This window comes from Rhizobium sp. J15 (assembly GCF_002531825.1).
Taxonomy (GTDB): domain Bacteria; phylum Pseudomonadota; class Alphaproteobacteria; order Rhizobiales; family Rhizobiaceae; genus Rhizobium.
Window position 1 is genome coordinate 25,506 of the sequence record NZ_NWSX01000030.1, and the last position, 14,456, is coordinate 39,961.

Annotated in this window: 15 protein-coding genes and 2 pseudogenes; 3 read left to right on the forward strand and 14 right to left on the reverse strand. The window is 60.9% G+C overall.

The features are described from left to right. Positions 1 to 485: 485 nt before the first annotated feature. The 4 genes and pseudogenes from CO670_RS22420 to CO670_RS33430 form a co-directional block, all read right to left on the reverse strand. Positions 486 to 884, reverse strand: coding sequence for a type II toxin-antitoxin system VapC family toxin (locus CO670_RS22420; protein ID WP_008536014.1), 399 nt, complete (start codon positions 882 to 884; stop codon positions 486 to 488). Continuing rightward, on the reverse strand, positions 881 to 1,147 hold the full coding sequence (locus CO670_RS22425; protein WP_004676093.1) for a hypothetical protein: 267 nt from the start codon (positions 1,145 to 1,147) through the stop codon (positions 881 to 883). Before CO670_RS22425 ends, CO670_RS22420 begins: the two co-directional genes overlap by 4 nt. A gap of 84 nt (positions 1,148 to 1,231) precedes the next feature. Beyond that, positions 1,232 to 2,172 (reverse strand): annotated as a pseudogene (locus CO670_RS22430) (DUF2493 domain-containing protein). A 324-nt stretch (positions 2,173 to 2,496) separates the two neighbouring features. Beyond that, a pseudogene (locus CO670_RS33430) lies at positions 2,497 to 2,754 on the reverse strand (toprim domain-containing protein); the annotation flags it as partial. Positions 2,755 to 3,063: 309 nt separating this feature from the next. Here CO670_RS33430 and CO670_RS22435 point away from each other — a divergent pair. The 3 genes from CO670_RS22435 (at position 3,064) to CO670_RS22445 (ending at position 5,782) form a co-directional block, all read left to right on the forward strand. Next, positions 3,064 to 4,254: a DUF1173 domain-containing protein gene (locus tag CO670_RS22435; protein WP_064820021.1), complete on the forward strand. Its 1,191-nt coding sequence runs from the start codon at positions 3,064 to 3,066 to the stop codon at positions 4,252 to 4,254. 513 nt (positions 4,255 to 4,767) lie between these two features. Further along, a complete protein-coding gene (locus CO670_RS22440) occupies positions 4,768 to 5,214 on the forward strand; it encodes a DNA-binding protein (RefSeq protein ID WP_225882822.1) in 447 nt (148 codons plus the stop codon). Continuing rightward, on the forward strand, positions 5,204 to 5,782 hold the full coding sequence (locus CO670_RS22445) for a PIN domain-containing protein (protein ID WP_097592260.1): 579 nt from the start codon (positions 5,204 to 5,206) through the stop codon (positions 5,780 to 5,782). The genes CO670_RS22440 and CO670_RS22445 overlap by 11 nt, the downstream gene beginning before the upstream one ends. A 43-nt stretch (positions 5,783 to 5,825) precedes the next feature. Here the strand turns inward: CO670_RS22445 and virB11 are convergent, their stop codons facing one another. The 10 genes from virB11 to CO670_RS22495 are packed head-to-tail and all read right to left on the reverse strand — an operon-like array spanning position 5,826 to position 14,455. Continuing rightward, a complete protein-coding gene (virB11, locus tag CO670_RS22450; protein WP_097592261.1) occupies positions 5,826 to 6,854 on the reverse strand; it encodes a P-type DNA transfer ATPase VirB11 in 1,029 nt (342 codons plus the stop codon). Between the two features lie 8 nt (positions 6,855 to 6,862). Continuing rightward, a complete protein-coding gene (virB10, locus tag CO670_RS22455) occupies positions 6,863 to 8,035 on the reverse strand; it encodes a type IV secretion system protein VirB10 (RefSeq protein WP_064820018.1) in 1,173 nt (390 codons plus the stop codon). A gap of 8 nt (positions 8,036 to 8,043) precedes the next feature. Further along, a complete protein-coding gene (virB9, locus tag CO670_RS22460; protein WP_064820017.1) occupies positions 8,044 to 8,901 on the reverse strand; it encodes a P-type conjugative transfer protein VirB9 in 858 nt (285 codons plus the stop codon). Next, the gene (locus CO670_RS22465) at positions 8,898 to 9,569 is read right to left on the reverse strand and encodes a virB8 family protein (RefSeq protein ID WP_064820016.1); all 672 of its coding nucleotides are present in this window, start codon (positions 9,567 to 9,569) and stop codon (positions 8,898 to 8,900) included. Before CO670_RS22465 ends, virB9 begins: the two co-directional genes overlap by 4 nt. A gap of 1 nt (position 9,570) precedes the next feature. Next, positions 9,571 to 9,852: a hypothetical protein gene (locus CO670_RS33435; protein ID WP_081278376.1), complete on the reverse strand. Its 282-nt coding sequence runs from the start codon at positions 9,850 to 9,852 to the stop codon at positions 9,571 to 9,573. A 41-nt stretch (positions 9,853 to 9,893) separates the two neighbouring features. After that, positions 9,894 to 10,826: a type IV secretion system protein gene (locus tag CO670_RS22475; protein ID WP_097592262.1), complete on the reverse strand. Its 933-nt coding sequence runs from the start codon at positions 10,824 to 10,826 to the stop codon at positions 9,894 to 9,896. A 3-nt stretch (positions 10,827 to 10,829) separates the two neighbouring features. Beyond that, entirely contained in the window at positions 10,830 to 11,063 is a 234-nt protein-coding gene (locus CO670_RS22480) for an EexN family lipoprotein (RefSeq protein WP_097592263.1), read from the reverse strand. Next, positions 11,060 to 11,761, reverse strand: coding sequence for a P-type DNA transfer protein VirB5 (gene virB5, locus CO670_RS22485; protein ID WP_097592264.1), 702 nt, complete (start codon positions 11,759 to 11,761; stop codon positions 11,060 to 11,062). The genes CO670_RS22480 and virB5 overlap by 4 nt, the downstream gene beginning before the upstream one ends. After that, on the reverse strand, positions 11,758 to 14,124 hold the full coding sequence (locus CO670_RS22490; protein WP_097592265.1) for a VirB4 family type IV secretion system protein: 2,367 nt from the start codon (positions 14,122 to 14,124) through the stop codon (positions 11,758 to 11,760). The genes virB5 and CO670_RS22490 overlap by 4 nt, the downstream gene beginning before the upstream one ends. Further along, positions 14,117 to 14,455 (reverse strand): type IV secretion system protein VirB3, encoded by a 339-nt coding sequence (locus CO670_RS22495; protein WP_097592266.1) that lies wholly within the window; start codon positions 14,453 to 14,455, stop codon positions 14,117 to 14,119. Before CO670_RS22495 ends, CO670_RS22490 begins: the two co-directional genes overlap by 8 nt. Between the last annotated feature and the right edge of the window lies 1 nt (position 14,456).

A 14,456-nucleotide genomic window follows, 5' to 3' on the forward strand; every position in this document is an offset into this window, starting at 1 on the left:
ACCGAAATCGAATTTTGCAAAAATTTCGGGCGAGTCTTACCCCTTCAGGGGTTGGCCGCCAAAGCAGGCGGTCGTCTATACGAGCGATATAAAACGGGAATGGTTCGGGGCAATCGAAGGAGACAACAAACCATGGCCTCCCGGTCCAAGCACTGGGGGATATTGGCCGCACACTCCACGGACGCTTCGCCCGCATGTCGATCAACACAATACCCTCGCCCGCTCCCGGCTGCGGCAGGCTGTGAGCACCTCGATAACATTTCTGCTGATCGGCGAGGTCGCCGCGGCACCGCATTGCCGTCTGCACACCGTGCTCCAATCCCGGGTGAAGCTGTTCACGCGGGCGTCGAATGAGTGATCTTCCCCAAACGTGCCCGCTCCCAAGCACCTGAGCCGCCGATGGGTCGCCAGGTACATCGCCATTGGCAAACACGCAACCGGAACGATCTGAGCCGGCTTCATCCGCGGAGCCAAGCTCGGTGAGATCACAAGGCAACAGGATCGGAGCAAGTCACAAACGGAATGCCATAAAGCGCGACATTTTGATCGTCCGAAACCAAATACGCTCCCTCCGCCACGGCTTGCGCCATGAGCAGATGATCGAAAGGATCGCGGTGATGAAGTGGAAGAGCAGCGAGAGCGATAAGATGCGCGTCCGAGATATCCAGCCGGTCGAAACCTTGATCCGGCAAAATCGCAACAATCTCTTCGATATCGGCATCAAGTTTGCCGATGCGCAGCTTCACAGTGATTTCCCAAAGGGAGACAGCACTGACGAGGACATCATTCTCGGGATCGCCAATAAGGCGACGCGCATGGTTCCCTAGCTTCTCGTCGTCGTTCAGCCACCACAGCAAGGCATGTGTATCGAGCAGCAGCCTCACGTCCCGTCTTCCATGGACTTCAGAACATCCGCCGGCAGACCATCGAAGTCATCGGCAACTTTGATCTTTCCGCGCAACGCGCCTGGTTTCCGCATGACGACGCCGGCTGACGGCGGGCCGATTTCGGCGACAACCTTGTGATGCGACGTCAGGACGAACCGCTGGCCGTCTTCGACCTGCTTGAGGAAAGACGTCAGGTTGCCGCGAAATTCCCGCACGCCGACACGGCGGGGAGATGGTATCTGCTGCCGAGATTGGGTCATGGCGAAGCTCCGTTTCAGCGGCAAATGTGTACACAATTTTTGCGAAATGCAAGCATCTCCTTCAGCCGTATGGACAGATGGCGCTTACGCGCCATCTCCCGCCGCTTGCCAAAACGGAGATGCCAAGTCGGCGGGCCTTGTCGGCAAGATTGCCGGTAATGCCGGAGCCGGGGAAGATGACGACGCCAGCCGGCATGACCGAGAGCATGTCGTCATTGCGGCGGAACGGTGCGGCCTTGGCGTGCTTCGTCCATTCGGTTTGAAGGCGATCTGTATCACCTTGCGCGCTTCTGCCCAGCAGGCAGCGATACGTTCGGCGCCCTTCGGCGAGCCGCCGTGCAGCAGCACCATGTCGGGATATTTGGCGAGGGCTTGATCGAGTTTCGCCCAGATTCGTTCGTGATCATTGTAGTCGATGCCGCCGCCGAAGGCGATCTTGGTGCCTGCCGGGATCAGCACTTCGGTCTCGGCGCGCCGGCGGGCGGATGGAAAGTCTCTGGAGTCGATCATCGCCGCGGTCATGTTGGCGTGGCTGACCTTGGAGCCCGTCCGCGGCCGCCATGCCGAGCCGCATTGGCTTCGAAGTGGTCGCCCGCATAGGCGCGCATGAACTCGAAGGCATTGCGGCGCTCAAGCAGCGTGATGCCTTCGGCAACGAGGCGCTCCAACTCGACACTCTTGACCTCCGAGCCGTCCTGCTCGCGCTGACCGTTGCGTTGGCTATCCTCATTACGCTGAAGCTCCCGCTGGATGCGCTCGCCGGCGCGGTGGAAGAGATTGACCGTCGACCACAGGAGGTCTTCGAGATCGGGCTCCAGGCGGGTATCGCCGAGCATTTCGAATAGAGCATCGAACATGGCGGTCAGCGCCGACTGGACGACCGGCTCCTCCGGCAGCGGACGCGGGTCCGGTTCATCCTGGAAGGGGCGATGGCCGTAGATCTGCATCTCGTAGATGAAACGGTCGGTTGGGGACGAGGCGGGGCGGGGCTCGAAGGCGTCGTCGATGGGAAGACTTAGGTTCAGATGGTCTCCGTCGGATTTGGGCCGCGCCTCTCGCGGCCTGACGGCGATCCCTGTCCACGCGGCAGACGGGCCGGAACCGCGGCGCCTGACGCCGCGGCGAAGCGCCGGGCGGCGGAAGGGAGGTTTCTTGCTGTGCCAGGAATGGCGGGCCGCACGCGGCCCAAGCCAGGGGAAGAAACCTGAGCGACCCGCTGAAGGCCCGCCCGCCGCATGGTAAGGGTCGCCTCTCGGCAGGCCCGCGGGCGGGCGCCTACCCGTGCGGCGACCGGCAGAGACCTGCCATCCTGTAGGCCCTCACGCCCTCACCTTCCCCGTCCGGCTCGATCATGCGGGCAGAAAGGCCAGAGCGTTTCAGAACGAGCTGCGCCCTGAGATTAGCGATGAGCCGTTCCGGACTGAGCCGGCGCAGATCCTCGTTGAAGTCGCCGAACTCCGGGGCAAGCACTAGCGGCAGGATCCCCAGCGCCTGGGCGCGGTAGCTCAATCCCTCGATACGTGCCGGCCGGCCGCATCGGCGTCAGCTGCGATGTAGAGACGCCGGCAGCCATCGGGCAGTCGGAAGGCGGCAAGGTGATCGGCGGTTCAGTGCCGGCCGGCTCGAAGGGCTGGGTAGCACGCGATTAGAACTCACTTCATGCTGGCGCAGCCTCTACATTTTGACCGGCTGACTTCTAATCAACGCACCGTTGACTTCTAATTATCATGATCGTTAATTTTAATTTTTGGAGGCTGGAATGCACGTATCTTCTTTCCTGCCTTGGCGTTGAAATCGGCCCCAGCGGCCGTAACATTTACATACTAACTATTTTGCGCTAGTAAAGTCCGCGAAGCTCATGCTACGCCTTCCTTTTACGGCTCGATCAGCCTTTGGCCAGGCAAGGGAGGAACGACGTGCGACAGTTTTTGATCGGCAACCAGGCGTTCGACGACAGTTCTCCAGAGTTTCTGCCGCAGCTCGAACGCGCTTACGAACAGAAGCTCAGGCCACTTTGCCCGTGTCGGCAACCGCCGGTGCCGATGTACATTGCCCGGATGGATGGCCAATTCCTGATCAAACGCATGCCGCTCTCAGGCCGGCAGCATGATCCCGGCTGCTCGTCTTACGACCCGCCGTATGAGCTATCCGGCCTCGGGCCGTTGATCGGCAACGCCATCCAAATCGACGCGGCGACCGGTGCGGCAACGCTGAAACTCAATTTTTCGCTGTCGAAACGAGGGGGCCGATCGACGTCGACATCGCCTTCGGAGCCGTCGGAGACTGTGCGAAGCGAGCCCAAGAAGCTCTCGCTCAGGGCGATGCTCCATTATCTCTGGGACATGGGGGAGCTGACGGAATGGACCTCGCTATGGGCCGGGAAACGCGGCTGGGGGCGCGTGCGCAGCAGTCTGGTGAACGCGGCAAAGCAGATGATCGTCCGCGGCGGCCCTCTCAGCGATATCTTGTTTGTCCCGGAAGTGTTTCATCAGGACGACAAAGAGGGGATTTCAGCGCGGCGTGCGGCTATGTTGGCCGGCGCCCAGTTAACCGGTCCCGGTCCGCGGAAACTGATGATGACCGTCGGAGAGGTAAAGGAATTTTCCTCAGCGCGCGATGGCCAGAAGATGCTGGTGCGCCACCTGCCTTTCCCCTTCATGCTCGATGAGGGGGCGTGGAAACGGTTGAATGCCCGATATGAAACCGAACTGGAACTGTGGCGATCCAACGAGGGGTTTCATCTCATCGTCATCGCCACGTTCGGCATTTCGGGAGCGGGGATAGCTTCGGTCGAGGAAGTGGCGCTGATGGTGGTCAACGAGAACTGGATCCCGTTCGAAACCATCCATGAACAGCGTCTCCTGGAGCGGCTCTCCAGCCTGAAGCGAAGGAGCGTGAAAGGACTCCGGTTCGATCTTTCGCGCGACCAGCCGATTGCCTCCGTGACCTTACCGGAGGCAAGGCCAGCGCCGATCGCCATGTTCATCGTTCCGACGAAGGCCGACGAAGACTACGACGTTGCATTGAATGAGATGATCGCCGCGAGAGCCGAGATGACGCCGTGGATCTGGCGTGTAGCCGACGGCGAAATGCCGCGGCTGCCATAATCCACACCAGCCTCCTTGGTCAGCGACGTAGACGCCCTAAAAGGAAGCCATCGAGCGGGCGATCTCGACTGCGTGAAGCTATATCCCGGTCAAATCGGCCCAGAGAACTCTCTGCCATTTCTGCATAGCTGCACTGCACAAAAAATGTTTACCAAGCGGTCAAAATATGAGCATATTGCCTCCAGTTGATGCAATCGATGGTTTTCCTCCCAGTGCCATCGTATCAGCTGTTCCCCTCTGGAGGTTATTGACCTTCACACCTTAAAGGGCCCTGGTTTTCCAGCGGCCCTATTTTTCTGCATAGTTGGTGAGGCGGCCCCCTTTGCATTGCATGACCACATCGAAAGCGGAGCGCTTGCGGTTGGCGGGTAACCCACGCTTCAAGTTGGCGGGTCGAGCTTGTTCGCCGCGCGCTCCTATGGCACCCAGAAATCGGAGATGGAAAGCGGAGCATATTTCAGTTATTGCAGTTATAAGCGACTTGCCCTATATACATGGTCAGAGGTGTTCGCCATGACCAGCCATGTTCTTCAATTTACCAAATTGTCGGATCGCGACCGCAAGGCCGTCGCGCCTATGCCAAATCTGGCGGAGGGCGACCAACTGGAACTACGGATTCGCCGTGAAGGTGGACAACTTCAAACCCTTTCTCTCCCAGCCTCGGCTCTCGCACCTGTCGAAGCACTCCTCGATCATCTGTTGCGCGGCAAGCGTGTTGCCGTGCTCACGGAAGATCAGGAATTGAGCCCGACCGACGCCTCCACCATCCTCGGCATCTCACGTCCTCTCGTGGTGCTGCGCATGGATCGCGGCGATCTGCCCTTCCGCTATGTCGGCAAGCACCGCCGAGCCAAGTTGAAGGATGTTCTCGCGCTCAAGGACAAGCTCGATGCTCGCCAGAAAAGCCTCGACGCGCTGGCCGAGGACACAGAGGATCTGATCGTCAATCATGGCCTCTAAGCCGCCTGTCGCGGTCTATGATGCCTGCGTCCTCTACCCTTTCCATTTGCGTAATGTCTTGGTCCAGTGTGCTTTCGACGGTCTCGTCGACGCACGCTGGACCGACGACATCCACGCCGAGTGGATTCGCAATCTGGCCATCGGCTCACCCGATATACCCTTCGCCCGTCTGAAAGCGACCCGTGATCGGATCAAGGAAGTTTTGCCCGATGCCGATGTCGGCAACCACCGAATTCTCATCCCCGACCTCTCGCTACCGGATCCGGATGATCGTCATGTTTTAGCTGCAGCCATCGCCGGAAAGGCTTCTCTGATTGTCACGTGGAATCTCAAGGATTTCCCAGCCGCGGACCTTCGGCCTCATGGGGTGGCCTGCGTGTCGCCAGACAATTTCCTCGTGGGCCTCCATTCCACGTTTTCGAGCGCATTGATCGACAGCATCAGGCGCGGCCGGTTGAATTTACGGAAGACGGTGCCGGCGGTTCACGAATTCATTGATGCACTGGACCATCAGGGGCTCCGCGCGTTTTCAGTGGTCCTGCGTGAGAAGGCCGCACAATTGGACTGACGGTCGAGACCGACAGAATTGTTTGAGGCCCGGACGCAACCCGTTAAGCTCGATCCGACGAAGAGCGGCCGAGGTCAGTCGCGGCGTCTCGATAGTAGATCTCGCTCACCCGAAACCGGCCGTCGATCCGCTTGCATTGGATGATGATGTCGACCGCGATCGTCAACATCTCGCGGATGTCGTGCCGTTCGAGGTCCCCACCACCCTCCGACTCCTTGACCAGCAAAGTCAGCTGCTCAAAGGCGAGGCGGGCCGAGTCGGCATGGACCGTGGTGATGGAGCCAGGATGGCCGGAGTTGACATTGCGGATGTAGTAGAATGCCGTCCCGTCCCGCAGCTCCTGCAGCAAAATGCGGTCGGGCCGCATGCGCAGGCAGGATTCGAGCAGGTCCTTCGCGCCGACCTTGGCGAGCCCCTGCCCGCCTTTGGAGTAAAGGAGCCGAACATGGTTGGGCTGCGGGACCACCAGCTCGGGAGTGTCTTCGATCGAAATAATCCGCTCGCTTTGCGGAATGTGGCGGATCAGCGCTTTCGATAGAGTTGTTTTTCCCGACCCGGTGGCGCCGGAGATGATGATGTTCTTTCTTGCAAACACCGCCTCCCGGAGAAACGCTTTGTAGGCGCCAATGCGATAGTATTCCAACAGCCTTTGGTCCGATCGGCTCGCGTCGCCGTCGACCCGCAAAACGTCGGCGAACAATCCTCCATGATCGAGATCCTCAAGGGTCAGCGACACGGAGGACGGCTTGCGGATGGTGATGCTGACGGTTCCCTTCGTCGTTGCCGGCGGGATGACGATCTGGATCCGCTCATCATCCGGCAGGGTCGCCGACAGGATCGGCCGCGTCTCGTCGATCGATTGATCGGAGAAGCTCGCGACGGCGCGAGCGAGACGCATCAGCCGGTCGAACGAAAGTTCGGGCATCTCATAGGTCTGCCATCCGTCCCTACCCTCCGTGACGACCTGTCCCGGCAGGTTGACGACGACCTCATAGAGCGTCTTGTCGCGTAGGAAGCGTGATAGTGGCGAAAGCAGTTCGCGCACGACGCCGGAGTCGGCAGCTTCAGTCATTGCCGAACCTATTTTGTCACGAGCTTCGAGGAGGGGCTGAAATCCCCAAGGACAGCACGGTCGTAGACGCGATTGCGGGGCTCGGTCACGCGAAGCCGATAAACGCTTGAGAAGTCGAGGTCGCGTGCGACGAAGATCGAAACCAACTCGCCCTGATGTTTCATGAGCGTCGGCGGAATGTTGATCGACTGCTCGACGGCGATCGCCGCGGCCTGCTGACCGGCGCTGGTGGTATTTTGCGCTTCGACGTCGCTGTCCTGCAGCCGGCTGCTGGCATAGGAACTGGCATCACCGACGATCGACAGGAGCATTGCGCTGCCGAACCGCTCCCACCAATGGGTGTCCACATAACCATCGATGCCGGCCCGGCCAAGCGCATCGGTCGCCGGCGAAGCCAAAGTGATGATCACGCCTTTCGGCGTCTTCGCCCGGTTCCAGAGAACGAACAGGCGCTTTTGGCCACGGCGAAGACCGCCGCGATATTCTCCGACGATCTGCGTGCCTTTTTCCATCAGCACCACACGGCCATTATCTGAGAGAACGTCCCGGTTGATGACGCAGCTCGTGAACCCTGGCTGATCGGAGGAGAGCGCGGTCTCGAGAACGCAAGGAATGGATGTCCCCATTGCGACAATGAAATCGCGGTTGCCCAACGTGCCGGCGCGCGATCCCTGCAACTGCGTCGGCGTCAGCAAGCGGTTGAAGCGCTGGTCTTCGTTTTCACCCTGCGAGGCGAAGCCGCCGGGATTGGCGCCGAGCGGCACGTAATTCGAGGCCTGATCCGACGCCTCGCCCTGATCCTGCCGCCGCGTGGCCGGCGATTTCTCGCCGCCATAGGCGATGACCGGCGCACGGCGGGCAGCGTCGAGCAGCTTGTCATCCTCGGTCGGCGCCTGCTCGGCGGCGACAGGCGTCGGGAGCTGAAATTGCGGCGGTGTCGCCACCGGCTGTGGCTCCTTCGCCGGTTCGAAATCCGATGTCTGCCGGATGACAACGCGCTCCGGCTGGGCACCGTCTGACGGTTTGTCCTGCCCTCGCATCGACCAGAGAGCGAAGGCGACAAAGACGACGATCGCCAACGCGACAGTGCCGCGTTTGAGGGTGGGGTTATTGTCGAGCCGGCCACCGGCCGCCGTCTCGGCCCGCTCGCCCGGAATCTGGGCAATCTCTTCCTCGGCCATGTCACCTCCTATTGCGCCGCGCCGGGCGGCACTTTGACGACGCGCTCGACCGACGGTGACGTCGTGTTGGTCTCGGAATTGATGCCGACGCGATCGTAGGCTTCGTTGAAGACGCAAAGCACGTCGCCGCCCCGGCGCAGGATGAACTTGCGGCTGATCGCGTGAACAAGGACGAGATTGCCGTCGACCGACTTCGAGACCAGGCTTTCGCTGCCGTCGGAATTTTCCATATAGATCGCCGGCATTTCCTGGTTGCCGGCGAAGGCGAAGGTCGTGACCTTGCCGTTGTCATAGACCGCTTGCGGTTCGAGCGCTTGGGATCCTTGCGCCGAATAACGCCAGTTGCGCGGTCCATAGGCTTCGTGAAGGGCAAGCACGCGATCGGCCTCACCGGCCTGCGCCGCCTGCGCGCGCGCAGCTGCTTCCTGGCGGTGCCGCTCCGCTTCATCAGCGGGATAGCGATATTTCACATAGAAAAAGGTGTTCTGACCGGCTTCAACGCTTCCGTCGCGGACAGTGAGTTCCATCTGGTAGCTGCGGGTCGAGCCGTCCCGTCGTGTCGTCACGACCGAGATATTCGTCACCGGCTGATTTTCCCTGGGCTTCAGGAACAGGATGTTGCCGGCCGGCGCCACTTCCCAAGCAACGCTGTTGCCAAGCGCCACATGAGCGATTTCCTCGTCGGCGGCGAATTCGATTTGCACCGAAGACCGCAGCGTGCCGACGACTTTGGTGATGTTATAGGGCTGGTAGTCGACGAAACGGATGCGGTTGTCCTGCGCGGCGCCGCGCGGCGTCTCGAGGGCGAGCGCTGCAGACGAAAACCCGGTGGTCAGAATGAGCGGAAGGAGAAAGTGCAGTCTCAATTGATGGCCTCCGGATCGGCGCGATATTCGCTGACGACGAAGCCGAGCGGATTGGTCAGCCGGTCGGTCGAGGACATCGGAGCGTTGGCATAGGAGAAGGTCAGGGTCGTAACCCAGTGCGTGGTGCGCACCTCGTCACCGCGGGTCACGGTCCTCATATAGCGGACGGATGCCACATTGGCGTTGATCAGCGAGATGGAAACAATGTTGATCCGCGACGTGGCGCTGCGGCCATAAATGTTCTGCGGGGAATCGGGATTGCTGCCGCGGTAGACTGCGGCAAATCGAGTCTGTTCCGGCTGCGTCGACAGCAAGGCGACGGTGCGGAAATTCTCCTCGCCCTCGCTCCAGACGTAGCCCTCGCGGGCGCGGACATATTTGGCCGCGAAATATTTGGTGACGGCCTCGTCGTAGGTGCCGGCGGCCGACGTCAGCGCCGAGACTACGTCAACGATGCCTGTGGAATTATCGACCCGCACGACGAAAGGCTCGACGGTTTTCAAAGGAGTGAGGCCGGCAACGGCAAAGACGGAAACGGCAGCAAGCGTGCCGGCGCAAGCAGCGACGAACCAAGCGATGCGGGCGGAACGCTCGACCTGGATCATCCGGTCCTGATCGAACCGGCGGGCTTTGTCGAAGTAACTTTTGAGGTTATTCGTGGTCACCATGTCATTCGCCCTCGCATGGACGGTAGGAGCCCGCGACATCGAAATGCGCGAAAGCGGCCGGTGTGGCTGAAGATGGTTCCGGCACATAGGCGGCGGCGTGACTGGTCGGCTCAGCGGGAACGGCCCGGGTCGCCGGCTGCTCGCCTCCACTGTCCTGCCATTGCCACATGGCGCGGTTCAGCGGCCGGCGGGAATAACCATCACATTTGGGCAACGGGTGGGAAATCGAACCGCAGCCTACGAGACCGGCGGTCAGCAAAAACGATAAAACGATACGGAGCATCCCAAAAAAACCTGTTCAATTGTCTGAAGCGTTGGTGGCCGTCATTCGGTCCGGCCTGGAGTCAGGCGGCGGCCAACGGAACGCGCGCCTCGGCCGACCGCTCTGACTGTGTGGGATGTCGCCCAGGCGAGCGTGCTTTCATGCGCATCGCGGGCGGCGCCGTAGCCGTAGGTGAGCGACGCCCCGCCCGCCGCGAGAGCTGAAGCGATGCCGGGCAGTTGGTAGAAGACGTAGAGTGCGGCAACGCAAATGGCGCAGAGCGCGATCGGCCGCATAAGCACGTCACTATAGCTTTCGATCGCCGTAAACGTCGTGTCGATGCAGGTGATCAGCAGCGAGCCGATCGCCACCACCAGCACCTGCAGGATGACGAAGTTGGCGAGTTGGCCGATCCAGGATTCCGTGAATCGGCGGGTCGACTGGAACATGGCGAGCGCGATGAAGATCGGACCTATTGCCAGCACGATGGCAAGCGCCAGCCGGGCATAGAGCGAAACTATATAACCGATCGCCGCGACAAGAAAACTTGCGCCGATAACCAGCAGGCCGCCCACGCCGGTGACGATATCGATAGGCCACGAACCCCGCGACCATATCTCTTTGGCGCATTTCTGGCCCTTATCGAGCAGACTGTCGAAGGTCGACGCGCTCGGCGCCGTGCCGGAGTTTAGCGCCTGCGAAATCTCCTTTGGTAGCGCGTCGAAGAAGATATTGGTGACGTAGGTCTGATAGTCGCCGGCGTTCCTCACCAGCATGACGATGATGGCGAGCTTCATCGCCCGGAAGGCGAATTCGAGGATCGGTTCCTGCACGGAGCCGCGCAGAACGAGATAGCCGTAGAGCACAACATAGAGCGTGAGCGCTGCCGTCAGCGGGCCGCTGACCCAGCTGGCGATATTCGAGGTGCCCGAGGAAATGAAGTTTTCCAGCGGTGTCTTGAACTGCCCGTCGACGAAGCTGAAGACCTGATACATCGCTCAGCCTCCGAGCGACTTGCGCATCCGCTCCAGCCGCAGCTTGCCGTCGGCGGCCTCAGCGTTGCGGCAATTGAGTGTATCGCGGAGTTCGCCGGGATTGTTGCGGCATTCGCCGATAGTCCTGGCGAGCAGCGCATCGTCGGCCACGAGTTCATCGACGGTGTAGATCTTGTCCGTCTGTGGGGAGCAGGCCGACAAGAAAAGCACAGCGACGACAGAAAGAAAGCACCTCATTTGAGCGCCGCCCCCATCGTGTCCATGCGCTTGCGCCAGTCCTCGGCCTTGCGCTGATCGTCGACCTGCACCTGAGCCTGCTGAACCATCTGCAGGCCCTGCATACGGAGAACGTCGGTTTGCAGGAAAGCGGTTTCGGCCTGGAGGCGGGCCTGCAGGTCGGCAATATCCTTGGCGTCGGCAGCGCTTGAGATCTTCTGGCGAAGCTCGTCGATACCATCGATGCGTTTGGTCGCGGCATCGTAGATCTGCTGGCCGAGGCTCATCTGCCCGGCGTTCTGGTTCTGGATGCGCGAAAGCTCCTGCGCATAAAAATCATTGGCATCGCTGCGATAGGTGGCATTGTCCTGAAGGAATTTCGAGGCGGAGCTGCCGAAGGCGCCGCTGCCAGACCCTTTGAACAGCCCCTCGATCGCGTTGAAATCCTGCGGAAGCGCCTTGCGGATCGAAGGATCGTTCAGAAGGTTGGCGACATCAGCCATGTTGGTGATCTTGTTCAGCGATCCGTAGAGCTGCTGGGCCTGCTGGAGCTGCTGGTTCAACGTATCGAGCTGGGACTTCAGCTGCGTGATGCTCTCGATCTGCTTGGCGATCGATGTCTGATCGATGACGGGGATGCCTTGGGCAGGGGCCAGCACCGCCGACGCCAAAAGAGCGGCCGATACAAACAAGGGCCGCATAGTTCCTGTGTGGATCATGCTGTCTTCCTTCTCTTGTGAAACACGGCAAGCCAGTCCTCCGGTCCCTCGCCGATCTCCGATCGGATCGCATCGGCCAGTTCCACATTGGCCGTCCGGCCGGAGAGGATGGCGAGCTCGTCATCGAAACCGTTGAGGTTCAGTTCGGCGACGACGCTGTTGTGCCCCTGCTTGACGATGAAGCGGCGGCTCTCGACGGAGAGCTCGCGCGAGACGAGCTCGAACTCGCGCTCCGTCAGCTTGAAACCGTCGATATAGTCGGACCGGTCGCCGCGCGGGTTCGGCAGGAAGATCTGTGTCGGGCACTGCTCGATGATCGTGTGGGCGATCGGCGAGACGATGGCGTCGCGCGGGCTCTGGGTCGCAAACAGCATCAGCCCGTTCTGCTTGCGAATGGTCTTGAGCTTGTTCTGGGCGAGATCGCGAAAGCCTTCGTCCTGCAGCGCCTTCCAGAACTCGTCGATAACGATGATGATGCGGCGCCCGTCGATCAGCTGCTCGATGCGAAAGAACAGGTAGGCCATCAACGGCGTGCGGATCTCCTCGTTATCGAGGAAATCGGTCATGTCGTAGCCGATGAACCTGGCGCCGATGCCGATCTCGTCAGCTTCGTTGTCGAAGACCCAGCCTAGCGGCCCTCCCCTCTCCCATCGTCGAAGACGTGCGGCAATGCCTTCGAGATCGGTATTGTTGAGAAAGGCGCGCAGGGCGCCGATGGAGCGACGCTCCACCGGCAGGTCCGCCACCCCGTCGACCGCCGAGGCGATGTCGCGCAACTCGGTGATCGATAGTTCGCCGGATGCGGGTCGCACCAGCTTGGCGATCCAACCGCTCAGGAATACTTTGTTTTCCGCAGTGAATTCCAGTGCTTTCAACGGCGCGCAGCCGGTCGCGACACCGTTCCTGAGCGGCAGATAGGTGCCGCCGGCGGCACGTACGAAGAGATCGGCGCCGCGGTCCTTGTCGAAGAAGACCATATGCGGATCATGCTTTTCGAGCTGCGACAACATGAAGTTCAAGAGCACGGTCTTGCCGGCGCCAGACGGGCCGCAGACGAAGGTGTTGCCGAGGTCGCCGTGATGGAAATTGAAATAGAAGGGTGAGCCGGATGCGGTCTTGAGCATGGCGACCGCCGCTCCCCACTCGTTGCCGTCCTTCTGACCTGCGGGATAGGAATGATAGGGAGCAAGGGCTGCGAAGTTGCGCGACGTGATTGCCCCTGAGCGCGCCCGGTAGCGGAAATTGCCCGGCAGTTGCGCCCACCAGGCAGCTTCGAGCCCAAGATCCTCGCGGGCGACGACCGCGCCGCCGCTGGTGAGGTAGGCGCGCGCCTTCGCCATGTGATCGGTCAGTTCCTTGACCGAGGGCGCGAAGACGGCAAGCGCAAGGTGATGCTCCCCGAGAACGAAGCGATTGGATTCGAGATCGTCCATCGCCTCGCCAAGTCCCTCGATCTGCGAGGCTGCCTTGTCGCCGGCGCTGACCATCTGGTTCTGCTTGCGGCCCATGATCGTTCGGGCATCGGCCTTGGAGGTGAAGGCGAAGGACTGCGTCAGGATGAGCTCGAAAGGTGCGGTCAGGATAGCGTCGAGCATGCCGCTGCGCGTCGTCGCCGGATATTCCTTGAAGCCGAACATGCCGGCATAGCGGCTGTCGGCTTCGTGACGGATTTCGATGGTCTCGCGCCCGAAAATGACCCGGTCGGAATAGATCGCCGAGGAAATTCGTCCGTCCGTCAACGGGATCGGTTCCCGCCGGCCGCCGACGATCTGGTGGAGCACTTCGCTCGGCTCGGAGAACAGGATGCCGTCTTGTTCGTGCAGGGTGAGCAGGCGCGGCTCGAAGCGCTGCAGGCCGGCGACGACATCCGCCACACGATCGCGCAGATGTTTCAGGGCCTGTTCGTCGAGTTCGATGCCGGATCGGCGCGCTATGCGCAGCCGGGAGAGAAGATTGACTGCCCTTTCGGCAGGATCCCGGCCGGAGTGCCAGACGAGGGTGAGGTAGAGATCGTTACGAAACAGATCCTCGCGCGCCATCCGCTCGCGGTATTTGGTATTGAGGCCGTCGGAAAAGGGATTGGCGAAGCGTCCCTCGGGATAGGCGTTGTCACGGCGGCGCACCACATGCGTCCAGAGCGCCAGCCGCTCATCGGCGATATTGCGGTAGAGCGTGTTCAGACTGCGGTGCAGGCCGTTGAGGTCCCTGATGTCTGATGTTTCGAAGGAAACGCCGTCGAGAGCGATCATCGTCATCAACGCTCGGGATTCGAGCGCAATGGTCGTATCGTCGACATGCCTAACATAGGGGATAAAGGTCTCCGGCCCGAGTTCGCGGGACCGCAGCGTCGCAATGTTAGCCAAGGCTCAGATCCCTTTCGTCGTAACGCCGGGTGAGCATCAGAGGCGAGAGCGTGGCGCCGCCCCAATAGGCGGCGTTGCGGGAGCGGCCGCGGGTTTCGATCCAGGCGATCAGGATCCGAAACATGTTGTGGTCGTGCTTGACGAGGGCGCGAAACAGGACATGGAAGACGATCCCGACCAGCGCATAGGCGATCGATCCTGCGGTGATGTAAAGGATGGTCGTCAGCATGATATTGACGCCCATCGCCTCCATGGTCACGCCGGCGATCATCGCCGGGCGGGTGCAGGCGAGGAACAGGATGTCTTCTTCGAGGCTCGGAGTGCTCGCCATG

What these genes read in the sequence shown, in the direction of transcription:
- CO670_RS22475 (WP_097592262.1), bottom strand. Translation starts at nt 10,826, where the DNA reads ATGTATCAGGTCTTCAGCTTCGTCGACGGGCAGTTCAAGACACCGCTG.
- CO670_RS22495 (WP_097592266.1), bottom strand. Translation starts at nt 14,455, where the DNA reads ATGGCGAGCACTCCGAGCCTCGAAGAAGACATCCTGTTCCTCGCCTGC.
- virB5 (WP_097592264.1), bottom strand. Translation starts at nt 11,761, where the DNA reads ATGATCCACACAGGAACTATGCGGCCCTTGTTTGTATCGGCCGCTCTT.
- virB11 (WP_097592261.1), bottom strand. Translation starts at nt 6,854, where the DNA reads ATGACTGAAGCTGCCGACTCCGGCGTCGTGCGCGAACTGCTTTCGCCA.
- CO670_RS22445 (WP_097592260.1), top strand. Translation starts at nt 5,204, where the DNA reads ATGGCCTCTAAGCCGCCTGTCGCGGTCTATGATGCCTGCGTCCTCTAC.
- CO670_RS22480 (WP_097592263.1), bottom strand. Translation starts at nt 11,063, where the DNA reads ATGAGGTGCTTTCTTTCTGTCGTCGCTGTGCTTTTCTTGTCGGCCTGC.
- CO670_RS33435 (WP_081278376.1), bottom strand. Translation starts at nt 9,852, where the DNA reads ATGCTCCGTATCGTTTTATCGTTTTTGCTGACCGCCGGTCTCGTAGGC.
- virB10 (WP_064820018.1), bottom strand. Translation starts at nt 8,035, where the DNA reads ATGGCCGAGGAAGAGATTGCCCAGATTCCGGGCGAGCGGGCCGAGACG.
- CO670_RS22425 (WP_004676093.1), bottom strand. Translation starts at nt 1,147, where the DNA reads ATGACCCAATCTCGGCAGCAGATACCATCTCCCCGCCGTGTCGGCGTG.
- CO670_RS22440 (WP_225882822.1), top strand. Translation starts at nt 4,768, where the DNA reads ATGACCAGCCATGTTCTTCAATTTACCAAATTGTCGGATCGCGACCGC.
- CO670_RS22465 (WP_064820016.1), bottom strand. Translation starts at nt 9,569, where the DNA reads ATGGTGACCACGAATAACCTCAAAAGTTACTTCGACAAAGCCCGCCGG.